Annotated in this window: 6 protein-coding genes; 3 read left to right on the top strand and 3 right to left on the bottom strand. The window is 67.7% G+C overall.

All coding sequences use genetic code 11. The annotated features are described in order from the left end of the window. Both RH91_RS23045 and RH91_RS05975 read left to right on the top strand, forming a co-directional pair. A partial coding sequence (locus RH91_RS23045; protein WP_232283415.1) for a hypothetical protein occupies positions 1–204 on the top strand: 204 nt, incomplete at its 5' end. A gap of 25 nt (positions 205–229) precedes the next feature. Then, complete coding sequence (locus RH91_RS05975) at positions 230–1,738, top strand: lipopolysaccharide biosynthesis protein (RefSeq protein WP_037478567.1); 1,509 nt, start codon at positions 230–232, stop codon at positions 1,736–1,738. A gap of 61 nt (positions 1,739–1,799) precedes the next feature. Here RH91_RS05975 and RH91_RS05970 read toward each other — a convergent pair whose 3' ends face one another. Next, the gene (locus tag RH91_RS05970) at positions 1,800–2,228 is read right to left on the bottom strand and encodes a CBS domain-containing protein (RefSeq protein ID WP_029623645.1); all 429 of its coding nucleotides are present in this window, start codon (positions 2,226–2,228) and stop codon (positions 1,800–1,802) included. 77 nt (positions 2,229–2,305) lie between these two features. Here RH91_RS05970 and RH91_RS05965 point away from each other — a divergent pair, with 77 nt between their 5' ends. After that, a complete protein-coding gene (locus tag RH91_RS05965; RefSeq protein ID WP_010161689.1) occupies positions 2,306–2,581 on the top strand; it encodes a hypothetical protein in 276 nt (91 codons plus the stop codon). Positions 2,582–2,630: 49 nt separating this feature from the next. Here the strand turns inward: RH91_RS05965 and RH91_RS05960 are convergent, their stop codons facing one another. Beyond that, positions 2,631–3,731, bottom strand: coding sequence for a DUF4167 domain-containing protein (locus RH91_RS05960; RefSeq protein WP_037479209.1), 1,101 nt, complete (start codon positions 3,729–3,731; stop codon positions 2,631–2,633). Positions 3,732–3,987: 256 nt separating this feature from the next. Next, positions 3,988–4,806, bottom strand: coding sequence for a peptide chain release factor N(5)-glutamine methyltransferase (prmC, locus tag RH91_RS05955; RefSeq protein WP_029623644.1), 819 nt, complete (start codon positions 4,804–4,806; stop codon positions 3,988–3,990). Between the last annotated feature and the right edge of the window lie 273 nt (positions 4,807–5,079).

Below are 5,079 nucleotides of genomic sequence, written 5' to 3'. Positions count from 1 at the left end.
AAAACGCCGACGTCTTGCTCAGCCCTTCTTTCAAAGGGCGAACCAAACGCCGAGGATCTGGTGACTGCAGAAGCGAACCGTTCGGTCCGTCGCTGCGGTGACACCCCTCTATGGCCGGCACACGATTCGGTCAAACGCTTTTTTGCACTTTTCTTTCAATTGCGCGTCAAACCCGCGGAACTCCGCGGATTCAGGCCTCCTTAAAGCCTTGCGCGCTACGGCTGCATGGATGGCGTCCCGATCCGAATCCCCCCCTGCCCGCGCTGAATCGCTCGCCGATCAGGTGCGCAGCGCCGTGATCTGGCGGTCCGGGAGCCAGATCCTCGCGCAGCTGGTGCAATGGGCGTCGACCTTCCTCGTGATTCGCCTGCTCGACCCGCACGATTACGGTCTGTTCGCGATGACCGGGGTGGTGCTGGTGTTCCTCAACATGCTCAACGGCTATGGCCTTGCGAGCGGGCTGATCCAGAAAGCGGAGATCACGCAGCGCGACATCCGCCAGCTGTTCGGGATGCTGCTGCTGCTCAACCTCATCCTGGCGGCGATCCAGGCGCTGCTGCTCGCGCCGGCCGCCGCCGCTTATTATCGCCAGCCGATCATTGCGGACATGCTGCGCGTCCAGGCGCTGCTGTATCTCACTACCCCCTTTATCGCGCTCCCTTATGCCCTTCTCTCCCGCAGCCTCGATTTCCGGATGCAGGCGCGCGCCAATATCATCGCGTCGGTCGCAGGCGCCGGTGCAGCGCTCGGTGGCGCGCTCGCCGGGCTTGGCGTCTGGACGCTGGTGCTTGCGCCGATCGTGCTGTTCGGGGTCCGCGCGATCGGCATGACGATCGCGGCGCGCTCGCTCGTCTGGCCGAGCTTCGACTTTCGCGGCGCAGGGGCGATGGCGCGGTATGGCGGGGTGATGGCGGTCGGCCAGTTCTTCTGGTTCGCGCAAAGCCAGGCGGACGTTTTCATCGCAGGGCGCAACTTCAGCCCCTATACGCTTGGCCTCTACACCGAGGCGCTGTTCCTGACGCAGATCTTCGTGTCGAAGATCGTCCCCCCGCTCAATGAGGTCGCCTTCTCGGCCTATGCCCGGATCCAGCACGATCGCGCGGCGGTGGCCACCGCGTTCAACCGCAGCGTGCGGATCATCATGCTGGCGGCGCTGCCGTTCTACTTCGGTCTGGCAGTCGTGGCCGAGCCGCTGGTGCTGACGGTCCTGGGCGACAAATGGCGCGGGGCTGCGCCGGTCGTGCATCTCCTCGCGCTCGCCATGCCGTTCATGACGCTGCAGGTCTTGCTGCAACCCGCGTGCGACGCGCGCAATCGGCCCGGGATCGGCGTCCGCAACGGCGCATTCGGTGCTGTCGTGCTTGCGACCGGGTTCCTGGTTGCGGTGCCCTATGGGCCGACCGGGCTCGCCGCGGCGTGGATCTTTGCGTATCCGGTCTATCTCGGTTTCAGCCTGTGGCGGTCGCTCCCGGTGATCGGCACCACGCTCCGCGCGGTGATCGTGGCGATCGCCCCCGGGTTGATCGCCGCGGTGGCGATGGCGCTGGGGGTGATGCTGGTCGACCGGCTGCTTCCCGCGATGGGGCCTTTCCCGCGGCTGCTGACCCTGGTGGCGAGCGGGGTGACGCTTTATGCCGGGTGGCTCGGGCTGTTCGCCCGGAGCGTGGTGCGCGAGGTGCGCCAGACGATCCGGCGGACGCCAGCGGACGCGCGCCCGGTGATCGAACCAGCGTTTTAGGGCGTCGATTCGATCGCGCAGGCGGCGCAGAGGTCTCGCGCCGCCCGCCATCAGACATTGCTCAGGCGGACTGGATATAGCTGCGCATCGCCTCGGCATCCGCCTCGATCCGGTCGATGCGATATTTGACGAGATCGCCGATTGACACCATCCCGACGATCCGATCGTCGTCCACCACGGGCAGATGGCGGATCCGGCGCCGCGTCATCAACGACAGCGCGCCGATCACCGCTTCGTCGGAACCGACGGTGATCGCAGGCGCGGTCATGATGTCGGCGACGGTCTGGCCGAGCGCGTCATTGCCCTGGCTGGCGACCGCATAGATCACGTCGCGTTCCGAGAAGATGCCGACGATCCGCGTTCCGTCGAGCACGGGCACCGCGCCGATCCGGCGTTCCGCAAGCAGCGCGACCGCCGCGCGCACGCTCTGATCCGCGGTGACCGAGACGACCTCGCGTCCCTTGCCGCCCAAAATGGCTCCGATCGTCATCATCGCTCTCCCGTCTGCGCTCGCTATCCGAGTCTCCAGGCGCTTGAGGATTTCACGTTTGCGCGGCAATGGGAAGCATGCCGAAGCGATCAGGCCTCGATGACCCCGACTATGCCGCGTTCGCGTGGGCACGCTACCGCCGTATGCTCGGCTGGATGGCGATCGTCGCGGTCGTGTTTATCGCGGGCGCGATCCTGGTGCTGGAACAGGTGTACGGACCGCTGGGCTGGGTCGCGATCCTGGCAGTGATCGGCGGCGCGGGCGGATCGATCATGCTCGCCGCGGCGCTGATGGGGCTCGTCTTCCTCAGTTCGGGAAGCGGCCATGACGAATCGATCGACGATCCGGAATAAAGGCTGACCGACCGCCCGGGCGCGGGGCCCGGGCGGTCGGCAAACGGGTTCAGGCGACCGGATCGGTCTCGCGCACGATCGGCGGGCGACCGCGACGACGCCGCGGCTTTTCGGCGGCATCGGCTTCGGGGTCGTCGGACACGACCGCCGAGACATTGAGCGACGGCGGCAGGAGATCCGCCGAGAAGCTGTTGTCGTCGGCGGAATCGTCCTTGGGCTCGGACGCGGTAGCAACCGGCGCGGTCGCGGCATCGCGCCGCGGACGCCCGCGACCGCGACGCGGCGGCTCGGCGGCGTCGGACTGAACCGGCGCGGCCTGTTCCGTCGTCACCGGCACGGCCTCGGACGCGTCGGCGTCCTGACGGGACTCCTCGTCACGACTTTCGGGGCGGCTATCGGTCCGGGTGTAGCGATCGTCCGTGCCCCGCGGCGCATCGCGCTGCTGGTCCCGCTGGCGCTCGTACCCGCCGTCGTCCTGGCTCGCGCCGTTGTGCGACCTCCGTGGGCGCTCGGACGAATCATCGCCGCGTGCTTCGACCGCGCCATTCTGCTGGTCGCCGTTGCCGCGATTGCCGCCGCGCTGATACCCGCGATCACCGTCGCCGCGCTGGTCGTTCCGGGTGTCGTTGCGGTTGCCGTCATTGCGCCCGGACTCCGCGCGCGGTTCCTGACGGTTGCTGTCGGCGCGGTTGCCGTCCGAGCGGTTGCCGTCGGAACGCGTGTCCTGCCGTCCCTCCTGACGATAGCCGTTCTGACCGTTCTGGCCGTTCGGGTTGCCGCGCTGTTGCTCGACGGGGGCGATGCGCTCGCCTTCGTCCTCGAATTCGGTATCGTCCTCGTCGAGCGTCGCACCCTGGATGCGGCGCTGGACCGGGCCACCATTCTCTTCGATCCGCGCGCGCGTTTCGGCCAGCACGCGGAAGTAATGGTCTGCGAACTGGAGGTAATATTCGACGTTGACGCGGTCGCCCTGCATCTGGGCGTCGCGCGCGAGCGTCTTGTATTTCTCGAGCAGTTGCGCCGCATTGCCGCGGGCGCGATTGTCGATCCGGTTTCCGGTATCGAGACGGCCCGGATTGCCACCACCTTGCGAGCGCTGTTGCTGCCCGCCACGGCCGCGACGGCGACCGGCCTGACGATTGTTGATCAAGTTCTTGTTGTCCTGTCCTTGGAAACCAACCGGGTCGTGCTCCAGAAATATGGATGCAAATGCCCCTTGCGCACCGACCGCCGACCATCGACGAAGCGCGCTTGCCAGCGTCGCCGGACCGGGCGACTGCATGACGAAGGGAGCGGGCAACAGCCCATTTTCAACACGTTACGATGAAAATGCGTGCCCCTAGGGGTTGCAATAGCGGTTTGCTGCGCATTCTCCAAGCGGAATATTGGAAAAGCCATACGATCCGTCAAGCCGCTTTCGTGGCGATCAGCGCACGTGGGTTACCGCCCAGATCGTGCCGCAGGTCGACATCGAAACCCTGCTTTCGAAGCAACGCGCTAACCGAGTCCGCCTGGGTCGCGCCGATCTCGAGGATCGCCGCGCCGCCGGGCGCGAGCACCGTACGGAGCTGCGGGACAAGCCTGTAATAGTCCGCCAACCCATCCACCCCGGCGAACAGCGCTGCACCGGGTTCATGCTCCGCTACCTCGCGCGGGAGGCTTTCGATTGTCCCGATGTAGGGCGGGTTCGCGAGGATCAGGTCGAATGTCTCGTCGATCCCGTCCGCCCAGTCGCCCGGCACGAAGCTCGCCCGCTCCGCCGTGCCGAGCGTTGCGGCGTTGCGCCGGGCGAAGCCGAGCGCGACGTCCGACTGGTCGACGCCCACCCCCGTTGCGGCCGGCCATTCCGCCAGCGCCGCGAGCAGCAAGGTGCCCGGGCCGGTCCCGAGGTCGAGAATGCGCGCGGGTGGCCGCTTCGCGAAATGGTCGACCGCGGCGTCGAGCAGCGTCTCGCTGTCCGCGCGGGGGACGAGGACGCCGGGGCCGACCGCCAGCTCGATCGTCCAGAAGGCGCGCGTCCCGGTGATATAGGCGATCGGCTCCTGCGCGAGCCGGCGCGCGAGCAGCGGGGCGAAGGTGTCGGGCACGACGGCGTCGAGCCGGGAGAGCAGCAGCGTCTCGCGCGGGATGGCGAGCGCGTGCGCCATCAGCAGTTCGGCATCGAGCCGCGGGGTATGGCTGAATGTGGCGAGCGCGGCGGTTGCAGAAGCAAGCGCCGCCCTAATCCGCCCCTCCCCTCCAGGGGAGGGGTTGGGAGAGGCCTCGCAGAGATGACCGGGGTCGGGCTTCGCTGGACGGCCCCACCCCAACCCCTCCCCCGAGGGGGAGGGGCTTGCGCGCGGCTTCTGCTTCTTGCCCCTCCCCTTCAGGGGAGGGGTCGGGGGTGGGGGGAGCCTCGCAGGGACTGCCGAGGTCGGGCGCGCTGCACGGCCCCACCCCAACCCCTCCCCTGAAGGGGAGGGGCTTGCGCATGGCTTCTGCTTCTCGCCCCTCCCCTT

It is taken from the genome of Sphingomonas sp. PAMC 26617, from assembly GCF_000242835.1.
Lineage (GTDB): Bacteria > Pseudomonadota > Alphaproteobacteria > Sphingomonadales > Sphingomonadaceae > Sphingomonas.
Note: the sequence above shows the minus strand (reverse complement) of the source record. Positions and strands in the feature narration are given on the sequence as shown.